Annotated in this window: 17 protein-coding genes and 1 pseudogene; 6 read left to right on the top strand and 12 right to left on the bottom strand. The window is 62.6% G+C overall.

From position 1 onward, the window contains the following. Positions 1-60: 60 nt before the first annotated feature. A complete protein-coding gene (locus AB4Y71_RS12555; RefSeq protein WP_441720786.1) occupies positions 61-897 on the top strand; it encodes a PhzF family phenazine biosynthesis protein in 837 nt (278 codons plus the stop codon). Positions 898-918: 21 nt separating this feature from the next. On the opposite strand, the gene AB4Y71_RS12550 is transcribed toward AB4Y71_RS12555, so the two are convergent. The 5 genes from AB4Y71_RS12550 to AB4Y71_RS12530 form a co-directional block, all read right to left on the bottom strand. Next, positions 919-1,743, bottom strand: coding sequence for a DNA-formamidopyrimidine glycosylase family protein (locus AB4Y71_RS12550; RefSeq protein ID WP_134781113.1), 825 nt, complete (start codon positions 1,741-1,743; stop codon positions 919-921). 24 nt (positions 1,744-1,767) lie between these two features. Further along, complete coding sequence (locus tag AB4Y71_RS12545) at positions 1,768-6,432, bottom strand: ATP-dependent helicase (protein WP_441720784.1); 4,665 nt, start codon at positions 6,430-6,432, stop codon at positions 1,768-1,770. A 472-nt stretch (positions 6,433-6,904) separates the two neighbouring features. Beyond that, positions 6,905-7,207 carry a transcriptional regulator gene (locus AB4Y71_RS12540; protein ID WP_102598645.1) on the bottom strand — a complete coding sequence of 101 codons (303 nt, stop codon included), beginning with the start codon at positions 7,205-7,207 and terminating at the stop codon, positions 6,905-6,907. Further along, a complete protein-coding gene (locus tag AB4Y71_RS12535) occupies positions 7,191-7,664 on the bottom strand; it encodes a hypothetical protein (RefSeq protein WP_441720782.1) in 474 nt (157 codons plus the stop codon). Before AB4Y71_RS12535 ends, AB4Y71_RS12540 begins: the two co-directional genes overlap by 17 nt. 61 nt (positions 7,665-7,725) lie before the next feature. Then, positions 7,726-8,184 carry a 23S rRNA (pseudouridine(1915)-N(3))-methyltransferase RlmH gene (locus tag AB4Y71_RS12530; protein WP_180993116.1) on the bottom strand — a complete coding sequence of 153 codons (459 nt, stop codon included), beginning with the start codon at positions 8,182-8,184 and terminating at the stop codon, positions 7,726-7,728. A 63-nt stretch (positions 8,185-8,247) separates the two neighbouring features. Between AB4Y71_RS12530 and AB4Y71_RS12525 the strand changes: the two genes are divergently transcribed. Beyond that, on the top strand, positions 8,248-8,961 hold the full coding sequence (locus AB4Y71_RS12525) for a phosphatase PAP2 family protein (protein ID WP_180993115.1): 714 nt from the start codon (positions 8,248-8,250) through the stop codon (positions 8,959-8,961). Here the strand turns inward: AB4Y71_RS12525 and AB4Y71_RS12520 are convergent. Both AB4Y71_RS12520 and AB4Y71_RS12515 read right to left on the bottom strand, forming a co-directional pair. Further along, complete coding sequence (locus AB4Y71_RS12520) at positions 8,930-9,901, bottom strand: D-2-hydroxyacid dehydrogenase family protein (protein WP_441720780.1); 972 nt, start codon at positions 9,899-9,901, stop codon at positions 8,930-8,932. The two genes, AB4Y71_RS12525 and AB4Y71_RS12520, sit on opposite strands and share 32 nt — an antisense overlap. 99 nt (positions 9,902-10,000) lie before the next feature. Beyond that, positions 10,001-11,848: a calcineurin-like phosphoesterase C-terminal domain-containing protein gene (locus AB4Y71_RS12515; protein WP_441720779.1), complete on the bottom strand. Its 1,848-nt coding sequence runs from the start codon at positions 11,846-11,848 to the stop codon at positions 10,001-10,003. 181 nt (positions 11,849-12,029) lie between these two features. Here AB4Y71_RS12515 and AB4Y71_RS12510 point away from each other — a divergent pair, with 181 nt between their 5' ends. After that, positions 12,030-13,157 carry a hypothetical protein gene (locus AB4Y71_RS12510; RefSeq protein WP_441720777.1) on the top strand — a complete coding sequence of 376 codons (1,128 nt, stop codon included), beginning with the start codon at positions 12,030-12,032 and terminating at the stop codon, positions 13,155-13,157. A gap of 49 nt (positions 13,158-13,206) precedes the next feature. Then, positions 13,207-13,638, top strand: coding sequence for an acyl-CoA thioesterase (locus tag AB4Y71_RS12505; RefSeq protein WP_441720775.1), 432 nt, complete (start codon positions 13,207-13,209; stop codon positions 13,636-13,638). On the opposite strand, the gene AB4Y71_RS12500 is transcribed toward AB4Y71_RS12505, so the two are convergent. Further along, complete coding sequence (locus tag AB4Y71_RS12500) at positions 13,635-14,489, bottom strand: helix-turn-helix transcriptional regulator (protein ID WP_441720773.1); 855 nt, start codon at positions 14,487-14,489, stop codon at positions 13,635-13,637. The genes AB4Y71_RS12505 and AB4Y71_RS12500 overlap by 4 nt on opposite strands. Positions 14,490-14,678: 189 nt before the next feature. On the opposite strand from AB4Y71_RS12500, the gene AB4Y71_RS12495 reads away from it, so the two are divergent. After that, positions 14,679-15,986, top strand: a complete 1,308-nt coding sequence (locus tag AB4Y71_RS12495) for a benzoate/H(+) symporter BenE family transporter (RefSeq protein WP_441720771.1) — start codon at positions 14,679-14,681, stop codon at positions 15,984-15,986. Then, positions 15,919-16,839: pseudogene (locus AB4Y71_RS12490) on the top strand (aspartate dehydrogenase domain-containing protein). The gene AB4Y71_RS12495 and the pseudogene AB4Y71_RS12490 overlap by 68 nt, the downstream one beginning before the upstream one ends. A gap of 12 nt (positions 16,840-16,851) precedes the next feature. On the opposite strand, the gene pcaC reads toward AB4Y71_RS12490, so the two are convergent. From pcaC to pcaG, 4 genes are all read right to left on the bottom strand, one after another. Further along, entirely contained in the window at positions 16,852-17,259 is a 408-nt protein-coding gene (gene pcaC, locus AB4Y71_RS12485) for a 4-carboxymuconolactone decarboxylase (protein ID WP_441720769.1), read from the bottom strand. A 20-nt stretch (positions 17,260-17,279) separates the two neighbouring features. Continuing rightward, entirely contained in the window at positions 17,280-18,077 is a 798-nt protein-coding gene (locus tag AB4Y71_RS12480; protein WP_441720767.1) for an alpha/beta fold hydrolase, read from the bottom strand. Continuing rightward, positions 18,059-19,465, bottom strand: a complete 1,407-nt coding sequence (locus tag AB4Y71_RS12475; protein WP_441720765.1) for a lyase family protein — start codon at positions 19,463-19,465, stop codon at positions 18,059-18,061. Before AB4Y71_RS12475 ends, AB4Y71_RS12480 begins: the two co-directional genes overlap by 19 nt. A gap of 143 nt (positions 19,466-19,608) precedes the next feature. Further along, a complete protein-coding gene (pcaG, locus tag AB4Y71_RS12470; protein WP_441720763.1) occupies positions 19,609-20,187 on the bottom strand; it encodes a protocatechuate 3,4-dioxygenase subunit alpha in 579 nt (192 codons plus the stop codon).

Here is a 20,187-nt window from a genome sequence, read left to right as displayed (position 1 = left end):
AAGGGCTATTCTCCCATCTTCGCCGCAGGGGTGCAGGACTGCGCCTGCTAGGTCGGTTCAATGGTTCTGCGTAATTACAGCGAAGTCGATGTCTTTTCCCCCACTGCATACCGGGGCAACCCCTTGGCTGTCGTCCACGAAGCACAAGGGCTGACCAGCGAGCAGATGCAGGGCTTCGCCAAGTGGACCAACTTGGCCGAGACGACGTTTCTGGTGCAACCGGAGAATCCCGCCGCCGACTACCGGGTGAGGATCTTCTCGGCCACCCAGGAATTCCCCTTTGCCGGGCACCCGACGCTGGGTTCCGCCTTTGCCTGGCTGAAGGCCGGAGGCGTGGCGAAGGACCCGGGACGCATCATCCAAGAATGCGGTGCGGGGCTGGTGGAAGTGCGCGTTGAGCAGCAGCGGCTTTGGTTCGCTGCCCCGCGATTGACCCGCTATGAACCGGTTGCCGAATCGTTGGTGCAGCGCATTGCCGAGATTTTGGGGGTATCCCGGGAACAGATCCAAGACACTTCGTGGCTGGCCAACGGCCCGGAATGGATCGGAGTGCTCCTAGCCAGCGCACAGCAGGTGCTTGAGCTGGCCCCTGACCCCAACGCCCTGGGGGAGCTGGCCATCGGGGTGACAGGCCCGCATCAACCGGGGGCTGAAACCCAATTCGAGGTGCGTGCCTTTGTCGGCGGGGACCCGGTCTGGGAAGATCCCGTCACCGGCAGCCTCAATGCGGGGCTGGCCCGCTGGCTCACCGATTCCGGGATGGCCCCTGAGCGCTACGTCGCCGCACAGGGCACCGCTATCGGCTACCAGGGCCGGGTGCATATCCGCGTCGAGAACGGTGGCATCTGGGTGGGCGGCGATGTGTCCAGCTGTGTGCAAGGCGAGGTGGACCTCTAGTTCTGGAATGGGGGCGTCCGCTTAGCCTGCCGGCTGGCAGGAAGGGCACAAATAGCAGTCCCGTTCGATCCCGGTGGGCGTCGAGGCGATGCGCAGCAGCTCAATGCGCGTTCCGCAGCGCAGGCAGGGCTTTGCGGCCCGGCCGTACACCCACAAGGGGTCGCGGGTACCTGGCTGCCCGGTGGTCACCCGTCGTGGACGGTCCTTGTTCACCACCAGCAAGCGATGGGCCAGATCGATCAGCGCAGGAAGATTCTGGACCTCGCGTACCGCGGTAAGCGGATGCACTCGGCTCAAGAACAGGATCTCGCTGCGGTAGACGTTGCCCACCCCGGCCATGATCCGCTGGTCCAGCAGTGCTTGGCCGATGCCCAGCTGCGGTTCGGCCCGCAGGTTTTCCAGCGCCACTTGCGCATCCCAGTCGACTCCGAGCAGGTCTGGTCCCAGGTGGCCCACTACATCGGCCTCCTGCTCTGTGGGCAGCAGCTTCACCTGGGCGATATCGAAGCCCACTGCTGTAATCCGTGCTGTTTGAAGTACGACTCGGGCGGTGTGGGCTGGGCGTTTCCAGCGTTCGCCCGGTGCGTAGAGATCCCAGCGGCCTTCCATCAGCAGATGGGAATGCAAGGTCAGCGCAGGCTGCGCGAAATCCGGATTCGCACGAGTTGGCGGCTGAAGCCGCATCAGCAGATGCTTGCCCCGGGGGATGACCTCGCGCACCTCATACCCGGCAACATCCACGGTAGCCAGGGCCGGGACGCGGAAATCGGAGGCCAGCAGGACCTCGCCGGCCAGGGCCTGGTGCAGCCGGGCGGTGGCACGGTAGACGGAATCGCCTTCGGGCATGGGGAGCGCTCCTTGATCGGTGGGTCAGCGGCGGAAACGGATGCCTTGGGGTGTGGAATAGAACCCGGCTCCCTGCAGCGCGATGCCAACCGGATGGTCCTGCACCGGCTGTCCGTCCACCGTGGCGATGGCTATCTTGTCGACCTGGGCGGTGCGCAGCGTGGCCACCAGCTGCATGGCAATGATGTTCCATGCCGGTTCGGAAAGCTCGCCGAAAGTCAGCACGGTGCGTCCGCCACGCTCCAGATAGAGGCTCAGGGCCCCATCGAGCAGCCCGACGATTGCGCCGGCCTTGCGCCCGGGGCGGTGCCCGGTTTCGGTGGCAGGCCAAGCCAGCGCCGCGCCATAGGGGTTCGCCGGATCGGTGGAAGCCAGCACCGTGGCCACCGGCTGGCGCCGCGGGTCATCGGCCAGCTGGAATCCGCGCAGCCGGTCAATGGTGGTGGAGGTGGAGAACTGGGCGGCGCCGAGCTTCTCCACGAAGTAGCCGCGCCGGGCATGGCCAGCTTCTTCCAGCTTCGAGAGCACCCGGTAGAGCTGGCCGAAGCCGCCGGGCACCGACTCGGCGGCCACCGAGCCGCGGGTGAGCACCCCGTAGCGTTCCAGCATGATTTCCGCGGTGGCGTGGGCGCTGATCGTGGGGTCCGCTACCGGTGCGGGCAGCAGCGACCAGCGGGCCGCGCCGCGCGAGCCGCGCGCCGGCCCGCCGGCTTGTTCCCGGGCCAGCCGGTTCAGTCCGGACAGGCGGTTCAATCGTGCGGCGCGGGCCCGTGGTGCAGGCTTGGCGATCTTGTGCGCGGTTGACCCGCCGGCCAGGTAGCCGCGGATCGGCGCCATGGTATCCGGTGAAATGTACCCGGCCCAGAACAGCCTCCAGCAGGATTCGGCGACCTCGTGGCTGCTGGCCGCCGGCTCATCGCTGCGGTGGATGCGCCCGGCCAGTTCCTCGGCGAAGTAGGCGCCGGTGGACTCGAAGGCCTGGAGTACGCGCAGGTCAAGAGCCTGCAGCGTGCTGGCATCGGGGTGGGGAAGGCTCAGCGCTGCATGCTCGGCTGTGTGCAGCGACAGCCAGCCGTCCTTGCCGCCCGCGGCCCCGGCTCCGCAGATAAGAATGTCCCCGGAGCTGCACAGCTCGTCCAGCCAGGAATTCTGGTAGCCCTTCATCCTTGCCGGGAGCACGAAGGATTCCAGGGCGGAGGCGGGGACCTCGGCGCCGGCGAGCTGGGCAACGATTTCATAGGCGCCGTCGGCGCCCTGCAGCGAAGAACCGATCTGCTGCCAGGCTGGCAGGAAGCGCCCGTAGGTGTCCTGGTCCACCGGTTCCACCTCGGCTCGCAGCGCGGCCAGCGAACGGGTGCGGATGGTGCGCAGGACTTGGACATCGCAGTATTCATCACCGCTCACGCCAGCGGGAACGATCTCCAATGGACGGAACGCTCCCAAGGACAAGCGTCCAGCGGCTACCAGCTGGTCGAGCACCGGGCGCAGGACGGCCACGCCGAGTCCCAGCTGCGCGGCCATTTCACCAATCGTGAAGGGACCATGGGTGCGGGCGAATCGAGAGGCCAGATCTTGGATTGGTGAGGCTGCTGGCTCCAGGAATGCCGCAGGGATGCCGGTTGGCAGGGGCGTGCCCAGCGCATCGCGCAGCTTGCCGGCATCTTCGATTGCCGCGTAAGCCAGTTCTCCTGATTGGCGCAGGGTGAAAGCGCGGCGGGTAGAGACCAGGGCTTCGGCATGTGCGCGGGCGCTGTCGATATACAGTGCCGTTTCCTCGTCGGCGGGATCGCGCAGCCTTTGCGCCAGTTGTTCAGCGCTCAAGGGACCGAGCAGGCGCAGCAGATCTGCGCAGCCTTCCATGCCGGCCAGACGCCGGTTCGGCGCCAGATGCTGCAGCTGCTCCTGCAAGGTTGCAATGACCTTGGGATCCAGGACTTCGCGGACATCGTTGCGGCCCAGCAGCTCGCCGAGCAGCACAGGATCCAGGCTCAGCGCGGCGGCGCGGCGTTCGGCCAGCGGCGCATCGGACTCGTAGAGGAACTGCGCGACGTAGCCGAAGAGCAGGGACTGGGCGAAGGGCGAGGGCAGTTCGGTGGTGACTTCCACCAGGCGGATGGCGCGTGAGGAGATCTGGGAGAGGATCTGGGACAGTGCCGGCAGATCGTAGACATCGTTCAGGCATTCGCGCACGGTTTCCAGGATGATCGGGAAATCCGGGTAGTTGCGGGCCACGTCCAGCAGCTGGCTGGCGCGCTGGCGCTGCTGCCATAGCGGGGTGCGCTTGGTCGGGTTGATCCGCGGCAGCAGCAGCGCGCGGGCGGCGCATTCGCGGAAGCGGGAGGCGAACAACGCGGAATTGGCCACCTGGGAGGTGACCACCTCGATGATCTCGTCGGCTTCGAAGGCGAAGAGATCCGCCCCGGGCGGCTCATCGTCCATGGCGGGGATGCGCAGCACGATCCCGTCGTCGGCGGCCATCGCCGAGGCGTCCAGCCCCCAGCGTTCGCGGACCCGCGCGCCGACGGCCAGCGCCCACGGGGCGTGCACGGCCAAGCCGAACGGGGAGTGCAGGATCACGCGCCAATCGCCCAGCTCGTCGTGGAAGCGCTCGACCACGAAATTCTGGTGGTTGGGCACCTGGCCGGTGGCCCGGCGCTGCTCGCCCAGGTAGTTCAGCAGATTGTTCGCGGCGAACGGATCCAGCCCGCTGCCGTGCAGCACTTCGGCCGCTTCGGCGCGTTCGCTGGCCAGCAAGCTAGTGGTGAATTCGCCTAGTGCCGCCCCGAGTTCTACCGGGCGGCCCAGGCCATCACCGTGCCAGAAGGGCAATTTGCCCGGCTGGCCGAAAGCCGGGGTGACCAGCACCCGATCATGGGTGATGTCTTCGATGCGCCAGCTGGTAGCACCGAGCGCGAAAATGTCTCCGACGCGGGATTCATAGACCATTTCCTCGTCCAGCTCGCCCACGCGCTTGGGAGCTTTGTCATCTTCGGAGCCGGCCAGGAACACGCCAAAGAGCCCGCGGTCGGGGATGGTGCCGCCGGAGATGACGGCAAGGCGCTGGGCGCCGGGGCGGGCGGACAGGGTTCCGGCATCCCGGTCCCAGATCAGCCTCGGCTTCAGGGTGGCGAATTCATCCGAGGGGTACTTGCCCGAGAGCATGTCCAGCGTGGCCAGGTAGGCGCTGCGCGGCAGCTGCTGGTAGGGCGCGGAGCGGCGTACGGTGTCGAACCACTGCTCTACGTCCAAGTCATCCATGGCTACTGCGGCCAGGGTCTGCTGTGCCAGAACATCCAGCGGGTTGGCCGGGATGACCATCTTCTCGATGGCTCCCTGGCGCATGCGGGTAACCACCAAGGCGGTGGAGAGCAGGTCGGCGCGGTGCTTGGGGAAGAAAATGCCCTGGGATACCGAGCCGACCTGGTGGCCGGCACGGCCCACACGCTGCAGTCCGGAGGAGACCGAGTTGGGGGATTCGACCTGGATAACCAGATCCACCAGTCCCATATCGATGCCCAACTCCAGTGAACTGGTGGCGACCACGGCCCGCAGCTTGCCCAGCTTCAGATCTTCTTCGATCTGGGCACGGGAGTCCTTGGATACCGAGCCGTGGTGGGCACGGGCCAGCAACGGTGCTTCGGGATCGGATGCGGCGGTGGAACCGGCTTGGGCCATCATCGTCGCTGGCGTGGATGTGCTGGTGTCTTCGGCGCTGAAGCCCTCGCGCTCGGAATAGATCTCATTCAACCGTCCGGTCAGACGCTCGGCCAGCCGGCGGGAGTTGGCGAAGATGATGGTGGAGTGGTTTTCCAACACGAGATCCACCAATTGGTTTTCCACGTGCGGCCAGATGCTCGCGGCGGCCGCGGGGGATGAGCCGGGTCCCAGATCGTGCGCACCGGCAGCCGATGGCAGATCGGTCATGTCTTCTACCGGGACGCGTACTGCCAGCTCCCACTTCTTGGTGGATGGCGGGCGCACGATGTTCACCGGTGCGGTTCCGGCCAGGAACCGGGCCACTTCTTCGGGCGGTTCCACCGTAGCTGACAGGCCGATGCGTTGAGCCGGGGTGGCCAGCAGCTCGTCAAGGCGTTCGAGCGAGAGGGCCAGGTGGGTGCCGCGCTTGGTGTTGGCAATCGCGTGGACCTCATCGATGATCACCGTATGCACCTGGGAAAGGGTCTTGCGTGCCTGGCTGGTGAGCATCAGGTACAGCGACTCGGGAGTGGTGATCAGGATTTCCGGGGGATCCTTGAGCAGCTTGCGCCGGTCATTGGCTGGGGTGTCGCCCGAGCGCACACCTACGGAAACCGAGGGCTGGGACAAGCCCATTTCGTGCGCGGTGGCTCGGATGCCGGCCAGGGGGGAACGCAAGTTGCGTTCAACGTCGACCCCGAGGGCTTTCAATGGCGAGATATACAGGACTTTGGTGCCATTGCCGGCTGGATGATCGCCATAGGATTCCATACCCGGCAGTGCTGGCGCATCTAGTTCTGCATGATGCAGCCGGTCCAAGGCCCAGAGAAACGCAGCCAGCGTCTTTCCGGAGCCGGTGGGCGCGATGACCAGGGTGTGCTTCCCATCGGAGATCGATTCCCAGGCACCGGTCTGAGCGACCGTGGGCGCGGAGAAGACATCGGTGAACCACTTGCGGGTGGCCGCGCCAAATCGGGAAAGCACATCACTCATGGGATCGATCCTACGTTCTCAGCAGGACAGTTCGAGAATGGCATACAGCCAATTAACTCCTAGCGACCCGTTGCCTCTCAGCCGCAGAATGTTATGACGTACTCTCGCAGACCCGGGATGGTGAAGTTGAGCAGCCCACAGCCCACAGCCGACGGACTCGACAAGGCGAGCCTTTATAAGCCGCGCACGGTAGTTGCCAGCCGCATTAGGCTGTGGTGGCTTAGCTCCAGCTGTATGTCGGAACGGATTCTTGGTCATTTGCTGACGAGCCACGATCCCTCGTGCATTTCCTTTGGTACTTCTGTGTACGTAGTGAACTGAGGGTGTCCTGATCGTTTCAATCGTTCGTTCAGAATATCGGGTCCTGGTACACCCCATGCTTGCTCCTCAGCAGCACCGGAGCAATTCCCTATGCCAACGCGAAATGGATGGTGCCGTAACCGTCGGCTTTCTATTCGTCGACAGTACTGGGCTACTTAATTTCAGTGATCTCTCGAATCGCAGCGACGTGGCCAACATAGGCTCGACGGCCTGCCTTGGTCAGCGAAACACGAACGTGGCTACGACCCAGCTTCGTGAAGCGTTCAATATGAACGTAGCCTGCATCGCCCAACTGCTTCAGGTGCTTGCTGAGCACCGAGTCGGCAACAGCGAGATTCTGTTTAAGATGCGCGAATTCAGCCCATTCAACCGGAGCCAAGCTCGCGCAAATCCGTAAACGCGATGGGGCATGGATTAGTTCGTCGAACTGAGCCTTGCTATAGGGTGTGGTCATTGCCGTCCTCAACGCGTGCCCTGTTGTAGGCGGTTTGCGTCTTGGTCACCAAAAACATGCCGCTGATGAAAGTAACAAGAACCTTCGCAAGAATTTCTTCTAGCCGTGCAGCTTCCCAAAACCTCAGGCAATTTGTCAGTAGGAGGGCGAGGAAGAAATATCCTGTGTAAGCTCCAGCAAGAACGCCTGGGCTATTGATCATTGCGCGTGGTTTTGCGCGGCCGCGCTGAGCGAATACATACCAAAGGATCAACGGTACATACAGCAGCGCGAGCCAATATGCCTGGGGTGGATAAGCCTGGAATAACGTGAAGGCGACAGCTGAGACAGCGACAACGGCAGTGAGAAGTCCGCGGGGACCACTAGAGTCCTTGACCATCTGCAGTGAATCTTGCTCGACGGATTGCAATAGTTTGGCTGCACGATCTTTATCCATTTGGCCCTCTGACGAATACACGACGCTCACTTTCCGTTATGGAAAGTCTTGTCTTTCCGTAACGGAAAGTCAAGGGATTGGGTTAAACGTGGTGGTACTTTCCGCCAGCTAAGATGTCCTGCGCACGGTAGAGCTGCTCGGTGAGAATCAAGCGCACCAGCTGGTGTGGGAAGACCAGCTTGGATAGCGACCAAGTGAAGTTGGCACGAGCATGCACGGACGCATCTACGCCGTACGCGCCACCGATAATGATCACCACATTGCGCGAAGCATCAATCGGGGTGCGCAGGGTGTTGGCCAACGCGGGGGAGTCCACGTTCTTTCCGCGCTCGTCGAGCAGCACCACGAAATCGCGGTCATCGATTTTCGCCAGGATGCGGGCGGATTCCTCGGTGCGGGCAGCATCGTTTTCGCGCGAAGAATGGTTCAGCAGCTGCCAAGTGAGGTTGAAGGGCTTCTTCAGCCGCTTCTCGTAGCGGGAAATTCCCTCGTCCACCCAGGATTCGTGTTTCTTGCCAACTGCCAGCACCTTGATTGTCATGCTTCCATTGTTCCGCATCCATTGAGTTCAGCGCTTCGCTCCCGTCCCGATACGATGGAGTGCATGCGATCTTCTTGGTACTTCCGGCAAGGTGGACGGTCCCGCGGCACTCAGGCGTTGTGGATGGCCTTCGGCCTGATCGTTGCCATGTTCTACTTCACCCGCCGTGTGCTGGTGTCCCTGCATGCAGGCGGCTGGGCCCGGGATCTGGATGAGCCGGTCTACCGGTGGATCGCGGAGAACCAGTCGCCCTTCCTGTTCTCTGCCTCGGATTTCCTGTATTTCTGGGGATCAACCCCGGGCATGATCATGATCATGCTGGTGATCATCGCGCTGCTGAGTTGGAAGACGCGCAGCTTCTGGCCATTGGCCACGGTGGCATTCACCGCGCTGGTCTCGGTCCTGCTCACGGTAATCCTCAAAGCGCAGCTTGAAGTGTCGCGCCCGCTGGGTGTTCCAGGAGGCCCTGCACCGCCCGAATCCTTTTCCTTCCCGAGCGGGCATACGCTGAACTCGGCGGCGCTGATCGGCATCTCCTGCTACCTGGCGATCGTCTACGGATTGCGCCGCTACGCCTACCTGATTTCCATTGTGGCTGCCCTGTTTGTCCTGGCGATGGGCGCTTCACGCATCTACATCGGACACCACTGGGTTTCAGATGTCCTGGTGGGGTTGCTGATCGGCGCCGCGTGGGCCGCGGTGGTGGCGATCTTGCACTACTACTTCGTGCCGCGTCCGCGCGTTACTAGCTCAGTACGCGGATCGGCGAGCCTTTAGCCCAGGCACGAATATCGGCAACCGAATCCCGGTAGAACATCTCGAACTGCTCGATGGTCACATAGCCGATATGCGGAGTGGCAATCACCCCACGTGCGGCGAGCAAACGGTCCTTGGCCGGCAGCGGCTCAATATCAAAGACATCCAGCGCGGCAAGATACAGCTGTTCATTCTCCAAGGCCTGGACCAGCGCATCGGTCTGCACGATCTTGCTGCGCGAGGTATTCACCAAAATCGCTTCAGGGCGCATCCACGCCAGCTGCTTGGCGCCAATGACCCCGGTGCTGCGTTCGGAAAGTTTTAGATGAACCGACACGATGTCGCTGGTGGCGAAGAGCTCCGCTTCCGAAACCAGCTCCACCCCGAACTCGGTGGCGCGAGCCTTGGTCAGATTCTGGCTGTAGGCGATCACCCGCATGCCAAAGGCCAAACCGACCTTGGCCACGCGTGATCCCAGATTGCCCAGACCATAGATACCCAAGGTCTTCCCGGCCAGGCCCATGCCGAACGTGGACTGCCACGCAGAAGCTTCAGCACGTGGGGAATCAGATGAGAACAGCTCCACGTCAAGGCGTCGGGCGGCAGCCAGGATCAGCGCCCAAGTGTGCTCCACCGCGTCGGTGGGAACGTAGCCGGTATGCGATACCACCACGCCATGCGCAGCGGCGGCCGCCAGGTCAATTGACCCATTGCGCCGTCCGGTGGTGACCAGCAGCTTGAGATTGGGCAGCAGAGCGAAGCGCGAAGCAGGGAAAGGCGTGCGTTCGCGCATGGCCACGATGACATCAAAGGATGCCAACGCCGCGCAGACCTCCGAGTCCTCATGTCCGAGGTGTTCATTGAACACCGTCAGTTCGGCCTTGAGCTCGGCCGCAAGGCCCTCGAAATCGGCAAGAGCGGTCGCGACGTTTTGGTAGTCATCCAGGATTGCAATGCGCATGGCTTCATCGTAGGCAGTAGCAGGGCTTGCTGTCCTAAAAACGGCGTAATAAAAAATGCTGGTGCCTGCAAAAAGCAGGCACCAGCAGAAGCCGCAATCCTATTCGCTGACCTTGAACTCCAGCTCCTCGGTGTACGAACGGCCATGGACGTCTGTCGCCGTGACGCTCGCGCTATGCGCGCCGGCGGAGAGATCATCTGGCAATTCCAACCGCCACAAATGACTGGTCTTCTCGGCGAAGCCGCCACCGTGGACGAACTGTTCAGCAACGGCTGCCGGATCGGAATACTCGGCACCGAGCAGTGGTCGCTCGCCGTCCAGCTGCTGGGTTCGTTCGGCAGCCAGCGGCGCCTGGCCATCGATGGAAACCTCAACGGTGGAGCCGGTGCTGCCCATCCAGAAGTTCGTCGTCAACCAGGTATCGCTGTCAAGGCCGTCGCGGCTGACGGTTAATGGATTTTCCAATGGCTCCACGGTGCCGCGTTCCTTTTCCAGATTGTCTTCGTACCATTTCCGGTACGCCGGGGTGTTCAAACCCAGGGACATCTGCTTGCTGGAATCTCCACCGGTAACGGTGAAGCGCTCGGTGATCTTGGTGTTCTTGATATCCAAGGTGAGCACTCCAGGAGGGGTGCCGTCGCGCTGGATGGAAGTCGGGTAGCCGTTCTCGGTGACCCGGCCGTCGTACCACTGTCCCGAAATAGCCGGGACGGTCAGATGGGTGAAGGGCAATCCCTCTTCACCGACTTCCTCGCGCCAGCCATCCATCAGATCACCGGCACGCAGGTTCTCGGACATGTGGGTGTGCCCGCCCAAAGCGATGACTTCGCGTCCGTCAAGCAGCTTGTAGATCTCCTTGAGCTGCTTTGTGGAGTGCTCATCGCTATAGAAGAATTCAAGCAGGGGACTGTGCCCGGCCAGCACGATGGCCTTGTTCTTCGGAACCTCGGCAAGGTCCGCGCGCAGCCATTGCAGCTGGCGCTTGCCCAGACCGTAGGTGTAGTCGCTCTTCTTGGCCGGAACCGCAGTGGGGTATTCAATGGTGCTCAACGCAATGACATGCGTTTTGCCGGTGTCATAGGAGTAGTACTCCGGGCCGAACTGGGCGCGGAAGGAATCGAACTCGTGCTGGCCGTCCAACGAATCGTAGTCAATATCGTGGTTACCGGGCAAGAAGCGAGCCGGTCCGTTGAGCATGGACGTCAGCTCGCGGGTCTGATGGAAGAAAGTCAAGTCATCTCCCACGAGGTCGCCGATGAACAAGGCGCCGCAACCGGTGTAGTCGGTGCGGGCCGCCAAATCGGTGAAGGCGCCTTCCTTGGCATACTCGACTTCTTGCTGCGTGTACGTCTGGACATCTGCGCCAATGACACAGCTCTGCTCAGGTGACTGGGTAGCGGAACTGCGCACCAGCGGGAAGTTGACGGCCTGGGGCAACGGGCCAGTCGGAGCGATGCCGTCGTACTTCAACGCCGGGGAGCCTTCAGGCAGGTGGGTGTAGAAGAATTGGGCGACGTTGTCCTCATCGACCGGAACCTGGAAGCCCCGAGGCTGGGTGACGAAGGCGGTCATGTTGTTGTATGCCGGGAGTTCGTAGCGTCCCTGCCCGTCGGTGGCCACGACTTCGCGGCCGTTGGAAACCGTGACGTTCGGAAGGCCAGGCTCCCTGGCATCCTGCTTGGAGTTCTTGTTGCGATCCTCGAAGACTACTCCGTTGAGTGTCTCTTGCGCGGTGGCGCTTTGGCCATTTCCTGCCGGGATAACCTCGACTGACCCGCGGTATGCCGACGAGCTCCAGTCAGCGGTGTACTTGGCGGCAGGGACTGCTTCGAGTTCCGGGCTGGCGCCGATGAAGGCGGTGGAAGCAGCAATGACAACAAGGCTTCCGGCGGTGAGATGCAGTGGGGTGATTTGATTGGTTTTGCCGGGTCGAGCGAAGAATTTCACGGACGTTCCTCCGGGATGGTGGCAATCTGCCGGTCCTCTTGGCCGGTCACTGCCAACATTGCCAACCACAGGTGAATAGCGTCCCATTCTCAGGTAATCTCGAATAATCGATCCCGTAAATACTTATTCGTTGTCTTGGCCGTATTTATGGATGTGTAATCAGCGAAATAAGGCGGCGAACATGGAGCTGAACCAAGCACTGATGTCGGGGCGACGCGGGCGGCGGCTGCTGTGGGAATTCGCCGTAGCCAGCGAAGAGACGCAGCTGGAGACCTTTGGCGAACATCCGTTGCACGATGCGGTGTTCTTCGCGGCATATCGCGTGGCAATCGAACGCGGCGAGAGCGTTGGCCTGCTTGGCATCGATGAATCCAGCATGCCCGAGATCAGCGCCCCGGAGATTGCCCGCATCCTTGATGGCACCAGCCTGGTATCCGTCAACGCAGCGCTCTTGCAGCGAGCATTGGTCCGCTCGGTTGACAGTGCCCGCTATTGGCAAGCGCCGGATGGGGAAGACACCATCTTGGCATTGCCAGCTCTTGCCGAGTCCCTTGAGCGCGTGGCCCGGCATCTGGCGGCTTGCGGGCTTGCAACCAGGTGGCTGGCCTCAGTGGATCTGCGCAACCAATTCCAGGTGGAGTTCGACCAGCATGACCTGCAGGGCGGCACTCAGTCTCCCGGGGCTGATTCCCACGGCATATTGCAGGAGTGGAAAGCCTGCGTGCTGGCGACCGAGGCCCGTGATGCCGCCGAACTGCTTGGGACTCCGCTTGGAAGCTTCAGCGGCGAATGGTGGTCCATCCCGAGCCACCGCCTGCCTAGCACTACCGGTGTTTTCCCTGGCCATCAGCCGGTGGGCCTGAGCTGCGTGGAAGACGGGTTTGGCTGGGAGCAGGCCAGCGTCCGGCTTGTCAGCGTGCTTCCTTCAGTGCGAGTCCTGGAAATCTCAACAGCAGATGACTGGATCCGGTTGTGCCGGGAACACGGCCTCGAAGTTACCGCGCACAAGCGCCACGACTGGTACCAGACCACGGGGCGCGATGGTGCGTGGAAGATCCCCGATTGGCTTGCTGTGGCGCGCAACTACGACGCAGTGCATTTGAGTATCGGAGCCTATCTGGCGCTCGCCGGCGAATGCCTGGAAATCGACGAGAAGTTCTCGAGCGTAATTGCCGGGTGGGATCCGGGCCAGACTTTTTGGTTCACCGACTCGTTGCGGTTGTACGAGCCTGCACAGGAATGGACCTGCCTAGAGGCCAACAGCGAGGATGCGCGGTGGGTCCCTTCCAGTGATATCCCAAGTTCATGAGCCGTCATGGGCACCGCGTGCAGACGGTATTTCTGGTGCAATGGGTTGCATGAATGAAGCACAACCCGATGAATTGGCCGCCGCTACCGAGGTAGTCCTGCAACTGCGCTGGTCAGACCAGGATGCCCTGGGGCATGTGAATAATGCGCGCATCGTGACCCTGATGGAAGAAGCACGGATCCGCTGGACCCGTGAAGATGGGAATACCGGCCGCTTTGAATTCGGAACGGTCGTGGCATCGATCCAGATCGATTACCTGCGTCCGATGTATTACCAGCCTGAAATGGTAATCCGCATGGGGATCAGCCGCATCGGCAACAAGTCCTTCACCGTTCGGGGCATCGGCTACCAGAACGGCCAGCCGGTGTTCGATTCGACCACGGTCATGGTGCCGCTAGCCGGTGATGGGGTTTCGTCTCGCTCGCTCAACGAGCTGGAGCGGGACTGGCTGGGTGCATCGCAGATTCCGGCACGAAGCTAGTTATGCTTGGACTGCGTATCGGCCAGCAAACTTGCCGATAAGGCGCGCAGCTTGGCTTCGGACTCGGAACCTGGCTGCGTGGTGTAGATGAACATCGTCTGGTCTTGTTCCCCGGCAACATCCAGGGCCTCGTAGTTGACCTCCAGGAAGCCCAACTCTGGATGGTTGAACCTCTTGACCCCGTCGCGGCGCTCTACGACCCGATGATCAGCCCACCATGTACGGAACTGGGTACTGTTCATCGAAAGCTCGCCCACTAGTTGGGCCAGCAACGGATCGTGCGGGCGGCGTCCGGCATCCAGCCGCAAGGTGCCGACCATCGATGAAGCGACCTGTTCCCAATCTGCGTAGCGCTGCTTGGCTTCCGGGTCCATGAAGACCCAGCGGATCAGGCTGCGGTGGCGAACTGGCTTGGCCAGGAAATCGGTGAGCAGGGATGCTGCCAGCCTGTTCATTCCCAGTACTTCGGTCCGGCGTCCACGGATGAATGCCGGATGCTCGGTGAAGGAATCAAGCAGCTTGTGCAGCGAGGGACGTACCCGTTGGATCTTGTTGGCGGCACGGTGTTGCGCTGAGCCCGAGACAGAGCGCGCCAAATCGAAGAGGTGGCCGGTTGCGGTCTCATCGAGTTGCAAGGCTCGGGCCAATGCGGCGAGTACGGATTCAGAGGGCCGCTTGTGCCGGCCTTGTTCCAAGCGCGTGTAGTAGTCGGTGCTGACACCGGCCAAAACTGCGACTTCCTCGCGGCGCAGTCCCGGAACGCGGCGGCGAGGACCGCCATCGCCCCCTGGGCTCACTAGTGCCCGCCGGGCTCTGAGGAACTCGCCGAGCTCGGTATTGGAATCCAACACTGCGCTCCTTTGCTCTGCAGGGCCACCTTGCCCTGCACTCATCCTAGCCTCAGCTAGGCGTGGAGTGAGAAGCGCAATTGATCCTAGGACTGCCATGCCTAGGATCAAGAAGCCATGCCCAGCCGCCCCACGAGGCTCAAGATAATGCTGGACTATTAGTAGTCCTTTCCCTGTCCTCCAGGAGCATCCATGCCCGGTCCATCCAATCACCTGCCCACGCGAGAATCCGATCCAGCTGCTGCTGCAACTGGACGGGACCCGTTGCTGGAACGACCGGCACAAAGGCCGGCGGGGATCCGCGATGTGATCCGTGATCTGGGAGCACCGTTTGCAAGCAACGGGGTCATCGGCCTGATTTTCTCCGCCTCCGGCCCCATCGCGGTGACCTTGGCTGTCGGAGCCGCCGGCGGGTTGAGCCAAGCCCAAATGGCTTCTTGGGTCTGCGGCATTTTCCTCTCCGCAGGTCTGGCGACCATCGTCATGTCCTTGATCTACCGGCAGCCGCTTGGCTTCGCCTGGTCCATCCCCGGCACGGTGCTTCTGGGTCCTTCGCTGCAGCATCTGTCATTTGCCGAAGTGGTCGGCGCATTTTTCACTACCGGAGTGCTGGTCTTGGCACTCGCGGCCACCGGGGTGGTGCGCAGGATCATGGCGGGCATCCCGATGCCAATCGTGATGGCGATGGTCGCCGCAGTCTTCCTGCGTTTCGGCACTGACATCGTCTCCTCGACCCAGGCGAACCCCGTCGTTGCCGGACCGATGGTGCTGGTCTTCATCCTGCTGGCCGCCATCCCGGCCCTGGGCCGGTGGATCCCACCGGTGCTGGGCACATTGATCGCCGGGATCATCGCGGTCGCCGCCAGCGGGCAGTTCGCCCTGGATCCGGCCGGTGGCCCCATCGTGGCAACCCCGGTCTTCACCGCTCCGGAATTCACCTGGGCCGCCCAACTGGAATTAGTGGTCCCGCTGGCGATTACCGTTCTCATCGTGCAAAACGGTCAGGGCGTTGCGGTGCTGCGCTCGGCGAGCCATCGTCCTCCGGTCAATGCCTTCGCCATGGCATCGGGCGGGTTCTCGATCCTCAATGCGTGCTTCGGTGCTGTTTCGGCCTGCGTGACCGGACCGACCAATGCGCTGCTGACCTCCTCGGGGCACAAGCACCGCCAGTACACCGCGGCGTTGGTTTATGGTTTCCTGTCTTTGGTCTTCGCGCTGTTCGCCCCGATGCTGACCCGTTTCATGCTGGCCACCCCAGAAGCATTCGTGCTGGCCTTGGGCGGCATTGCGATGCTCCGGGCGCTGCAGCAGGCGTTCGTGACGGCCTTCGCTACGAAGTTCACCATGGGTGCCTTGGTGACGTTCGTGGTGACCATTTCCGGCCTTGACCTGTTCAACATCCACGCCGCGTTCTGGGGCATTGTCATCGGCTATGGTGTTTCGCGGCTGCTGGAACGCAAGGACCATGCACCTGAAGAATCGACCGGGAGTTCGTGCTGACCTGCACATCTGGCCTAAGCTGGCGGTAGTCGCAGACGAACTTCTTCAGGCAGGAAAAGGCATGGCCGCGGGTAGCAAGTATCGGGTGGGAGTGCTGGGGCACGGAGCCATCGGATCGGTGGTGGCCGAGCAATTGAGCCTTGGAGCCGTTCCCGGAGCACAGCTGGAAGGCGTCATTCTTCGCCGGCCCCGTCCCGATCTCGACGTGGAGCAGCTCAGCCTCGATGAGGCATTGGAGCGGTGCGATCTGATTGTTGAATGCGCAGGACAGCAGGCGCTGCGCGATCATGCGGTGCCCATCTTGCAGTCAGGGGTTGACCTGTTGGCCAGTTCCATGGGTGCGCTGGCTGATCAGCAGTTTGCCCAGCAGCTGCAGGAAGCTGGCCCCGGGCGGCTTTCGGCTACTTCCGGTGCCATTGGCGGATTGGACCTGCTGGCAGCCGCCGCTCGCACGGGCGGCATCGACCAGGTACAGGTGACCACCGTCAAAGCACCGGCCGCCCTGATCCAGCCGTGGATGAATTCCATGCAACGCCGCGAGCTGGAAAACGCTGGAGGAGCAATCGAGGTGTTTGCCGGGTCCGCTTCCGATGCAGCGCAGAAATTCCCGCAGTCATTGAATGTGGCTGCGGCGGTTGCTTTGGCCATCGGAGATTGAGAAGCGGTGTCGGTCAAGCTGCTCGCCGATCCGGCAGCAGCCCTGACCGAACACCGCATCGAGGCGAAAGGGAACAGTGGCGAATACGATTTCGCCATCAAGAACTACCCTTCGCCAAGCAATCCGCGCACCAGCGGCATTGTGCCCTGGGCGCTGCTGCAGTCCATCGAACAGGCCGTGGCTGCACGCCGCTAGCGGCGCTTGGTACTACTTGGAGTCTTGCTGCGCATATTCGTCCAGTACCTTCTTGCCGATCTTGAAGGCGACGTTGGCCGCGGGCACCGAACAGTAGATGGCGCACTGCAAGAAGACTTCCTTGATTTCCTCGGGAGTCATTCCGTTGCGCAGGGCAGCATGCACGTGCATTTCCAACTCTTCCCAGTAGCCGCCGGCGATCATGGCGGTCAGGGTGATGGCGCTGCGCGTGGTGCGCGGCAAACCGTCCCGGGTCCAGATGGTGCCCCACGCGTACCGGGTGATCATTTCCTGGAACTCGTCGGTGAACTCATTTGAGTTCTGGGTGGAGCGGTCCACGTGCTCGTTGCCGAGCACTTCGCGGCGCACTTCCATCCCCGCGTCATAGGGGTCCCCGGGCAGGCGCTGGGAATCAGGCATAGTCAGTGATCCTTTCGTTCTCAGCTCTTCAAGAAGAATTCGGCCAGCAGGGCCGCGGTTTCTTCCGGTGCCTCAGCCGGGGCCAAGTGCGCGGCTGAATCAACGACGGCCATGGCACCCTTGGGGGCGGTTTCGGCAATGAATTGCGCGTCTGCCGGCGGGCATACGGTGTCTTGTGCGCCGTTGATGGCAATGATGGGATCGCTGGCAGCAGCCAGTTGCTCGCGCACGTCGAAGCCAGCCAGCGCGCCGCAGGCATGGGCGTAGGCAAAACGGTCGGCATTCTGCAGGCTGTGCAGCAGTTCGGTGCTGATCACAGGTTCCTTCTCGATGAACCCGGGTGCGAACCAGCGCTCTGCTGATCCGGCGACCATGGTCGGGGTCCCGGCCTTGGCGACCAGTTCAGCGCGGTCCTTCCAGCCTTCGGGAGTTCCGATCTTCGCGGCCGAGCAGATCGAGGACAGGGCATCGAAGAAGCCTGCGTGGTCGACTGCCAGCTGCAGCGCGGTGGCACCGCCAATGGATACACCGGCATAGAACAGCTTGGTTCCCTCGGCGATTACGCCGTCGGCGCGCAACGCCTGGACCGTGTTGGTCACTGCGGTAGCCAGCTGCGCCAGCGAGAACTCTTCGGTGGATGGCTTGCTTTCGCCGTGTCCGGGAAGATCCCAAGCGATGACCTGGAAATTCTGCTTCAGGTACGGCAGGGCCGGCGCCCACAGCGGCAAGGCTGCGGTGCCCAGCGACGGGCCGACGACCAGGGTGGGAAGGTCCTTGTTGGTGTGCAACAGGGACGGGGTTAGTTCTGGGACTGCCATAGTTCCTTCCGTGCCGAATATTCGGCGAGTACGGTTGCGGTGAAACGGTCCGCGGCACCGAGGTAGCCGGCGGGATCCAGTAATCTATCGAGGTCCTGGTCGCTCAGATCATGCATCGGGATTTCCAAGCGCAGCAGTTCGCGCAATGGGAGATCTCCATCCATGCTGCGGTGCACCAGCGCCTGGATCGCCGGCTTGCCGCCGACGACCAGGGGTGCCAACACGGTAGCCACGCGTTCGGAAAGAACTGCGTCTCCGCCCAGGGCCAGGTTCCGTTCAATGGCCTGGTGGTTCACGCTCAGGCCGTTGGCCAGGAAAGCGCCGTGCTGTGCGGCGCCGGCGGCAAGCCGGGCGAGTTCGCGCAGGGCGCTCCACTCTGCATGCCAGCTTCCGTCGGGGCGTTCATCCACGGCGGTGCCAGCAGCGGTGAACAGCGTGGAGAGCAGGCCGGGAGCGCTGAATGCGGCATTGCGCAGTAGTACCGAGCGCACCGGGTTCTGCTTGTGCGGCATGGCCGAGGAACCGCCCTTGCCTGCTTCGCGCGGTTCAGATAATTCCCCGATTTCCGGGCGGGACGCGGTGAGCACATCGGCGCCGAGGGTGCCCAGTGCGGCGATTGCGGCGCCCAGCGCGGAGCCGAGCTGGAGGATGGGCATGCGGTTGGCGTGCCAAGGGGTACCAGGATCATGCAATCCCAGGTGGGCGGCCAGCTGGGCGCTGAGTGCTGCGCTGGTCTTAGTGCTTTCACTCTGGCCAGCTAGGAACTGCTCCAGTGATGCCAAGGTTCCTACCGCGCCACCCCACTGCAGGCGCAGGGCGCTGGTTGCCGATTGAAGCTGCTGCTCGGCGTCGAGGATGGCCGAAAGCCAGCTGGCGGCCTTCCATCCCAGTGTGGTGGGCAAGGCGTGCTGGGTCAGCGAACGGGCAATGCATACCGTCCCCCGGTGTTCGCCGGCCAATTTGGCCAGTCCGTGCGCGGTGCTGCGCAGGTCGGCGAGCGCCAAGCCGGTGGTCTTGGAGAGCACCAGCATCATGGCTGTGTCGATGATGTCTTGGCTGGTTGCTCCGCGGTGCAGGGCTGCGCCAGCGGTTTTCGCGGCGCCGCCTTGGGAAAGCAGTTCGCGCATCATGCCCAGCAGCGGGATCAGCGCGTTGGCTCCGTCGGGAGTCCTGGCGGCAAGCAAAGGGAGGTCGTAGCGCTCAACTTGGGCTACGGCCTGGACAGCTTGGGCATCTTCTGCACTGCAGAGCCCGGCCTCGGCCTGGACGTGGACCCACGCGGCCTCGACATCCAGCATGCCCTGGACAAAGGCGGTATCGCTGGCGAATGCGGCAGCGGGGGTGCCTGCCCAGGTGGGGGCCAGTACACCGTAGTCGGCACCGTCCATTGCATCCCTCAATTCTTAGCAAAAGGGCAGCTGCCCCTGATCTAGAACTCTAATGCCCGTGAACGGGCAATACCCCGCGGGGCGCTTTAACGTCTGTAACAGTACGGACATTGGCGCGCACCTGCGGGGCAGTGCGTTGGTAATCAGTTTTCGCGCGGGTAGGAGAGGAACACTGTTTCGTTTTCTCCTTGCAGGCGAATATCGAATCGCAGCGAGCCATCTGCCTCGCGGGTGGCGATCAGCGTGGAGCGTTCAGCCTCGGAAAGCGATACGAGCAGCGGATCACGGGCCAGCGCCGTGGTGTCCTCGGGCAGGTAGATGCGCGTGAACAACCGGTTGAGCAGGCCACGGGCGAATACGGTGAGCATGATGAACGGGGCCTTGCCCTCATCGGTGGCGCCCGGATTCACTGTGGTAAAGGTGTAATGCCCGGCGTTATCCACCGCTGCCCGTCCCCAGCCGGTGAAGGCGTAGCCATCGCGCACCAGCGAACCTTCGCGGGACACTACGTTGCCGTGCTCGTCGGCCTGCCAGATTTCCAGCAGGGCGTCCGGGATGATCTCGCCGTTGCCGTCACAGACAACCCCGTGCAGGCGCACCGAGTTCGGATGTGCCTGGTTGACCAGCTCATTGTCCTTCTCGAAGGGCAGCGCATAGCCGTAGAATGGGCCGATGGTCTGCCCCGGGGTGGGGGTGAGCTTCAGTTCTGGTGCCTGAGCCAT

This window comes from Glutamicibacter sp. MCAF14 (assembly GCF_052114325.1).
Classification (GTDB): domain Bacteria; phylum Actinomycetota; class Actinomycetes; order Actinomycetales; family Micrococcaceae; genus Glutamicibacter; species Glutamicibacter arilaitensis.
This window is presented reverse-complemented; position numbering and strand designations above follow the sequence as displayed.